The sequence below is a fragment of the Streptomyces sp. NPDC006450 genome (assembly GCF_040612195.1).
Lineage (GTDB): Bacteria > Actinomycetota > Actinomycetes > Streptomycetales > Streptomycetaceae > Streptomyces.
Genome location: NZ_JBEXPT010000270.1, coordinates 1 through 1460 on the forward strand (window position 1 = coordinate 1; position 1460 = coordinate 1460).

At 73.0% G+C, this 1460-nt stretch carries 1 protein-coding gene and 1 pseudogene; one reads left to right on the forward strand and one right to left on the reverse strand.

The genetic code is table 11. The features are described from left to right. On the forward strand, positions 1–678 hold a 678-nt coding region (locus ABZY57_RS32735; protein ID WP_356518186.1), incomplete at its 5' end, for a D-hexose-6-phosphate mutarotase. A gap of 49 nt (positions 679–727) precedes the next feature. Here ABZY57_RS32735 and ABZY57_RS32740 read toward each other — a convergent pair. Beyond that, positions 728–1084, reverse strand: a pseudogene (locus ABZY57_RS32740) (serine hydrolase); the annotation flags it as partial. Between the last annotated feature and the right edge of the window lie 376 nt (positions 1085–1460).

Genomic DNA, 1460 nt, shown 5'->3' on the forward strand with positions numbered 1-1460 from the left:
CGCGGAGCGGCCGTGCGCGGCGGCGTCCCGCTGTGCTGGCCGTGGTTCGGCCCGGCCGGGCCCGCCGGCTCGCCCTCGCACGGGTTCGCGCGGACCACCGACTGGGAGCTGACGGCGTGGCAGGAGGACGCGGACCGGGTCGTCGTGGAATGCACGCTGCGTCCCTCTCCGGCGTCCCGCGCACTGTGGCCCGAGGAGTTCGTCCTCGTAGCCCGGTACACCCTGACCGACACCTGCCTCATCGAGATCGAGGACCGGGGCGATCACACCGCCACCACCGCGCTCCACACCTATGTCCGGATCGGCGACCTCGGACGGGTACACCTGGCGGGCCTCGGCCCCGAACACACCGACGGGCTCACCCGGCGCCGCTACGAGGACGAGGACGGCACGCTGACCCCCGTGGACCACGTCGAGCGGTTCCAGACGGCGCCCGCGCCCGTCACCACGGTGCGCGACGAGGTGCTGGGACGGATCGTCACCCTCGCCCACCACGACCACAGCGACGTGGTGGTCTGGAACCCGGGCGCCGAACTCGCCCGGGGCATGGCCGACCTCGCGCCGCAGGAGCACCGGCACTTCGTGTGCGCGGAGACGGCCCGGGTGGGACGGCCGCTCGTGGCCGAAGAAGGGCGGCCGGGACGCCTGGCGGTCGAGCTGCGGATGACGGAGCAGTGACAGCGGGTTCACCGGGAGCGGGTAGAGAGGGCGGTGTACAGCGGGAGGGGCGCTCGTAGGTCCGCCCGATGGCCTGCGGGGTGGTGGTGTCGGTGGCCCGTAGGGGTTCGGCACTGTTCAGGTCCGGTTCCCACCGGTCGAGGCGGGTCGCCGCGTCCCCGGTCGAGCGGGCGACGCGGGTGACGGCGGCCGGGCCTCCCAGCTCGCGCAGGAGCAGGGTGGCGGCGGCGTTGTCGCTGAAGCGGATCGTGGCGTCGCTCAGCTCCGCGATGGTCATCCCGTCGGCGAGGTTCTCCGGTCGGCCGGTGACCGGGGCGTGCCCGGAAGCGGCGGCCTCCTGCGCGGTGTGGTGGACGCGCTTCGCCAGGAACTCTCCGTCCCGGTCGAGGTCGCGCAGTACGGAGGCCACGCCAGGTCCCATAGGGCTCGAAAAGCGGCGTTCGACGCGGCCGTGGCCTTCGATCCGGGGGCCGGATCCCCTCCCGCACCTTCCCCCGAAAGGGGTACGAGCAGCCACGGAGCGTGAGATCCGGGTCCCTCGCCGGTGACCCGCCCCACAGGACCCACGTCACATACGAGGCGGGATAGTAGGCCTTGAAGGCCCTCTCCCCACCCCCTCACACCGCCCTCCACCTGCGCCGATGCCCACCCGGTCGGCGGGGGGCCGTTCCGCCCCCGCTGCGAGGACCACTAGTAAAAGGGGTCTTTGCCAGGCGCGCTCCACCCCCGTAGAACTGGATGAGTCGCAAGGCGGACGGAGAAACCCCGGGCTCACCCCCGGA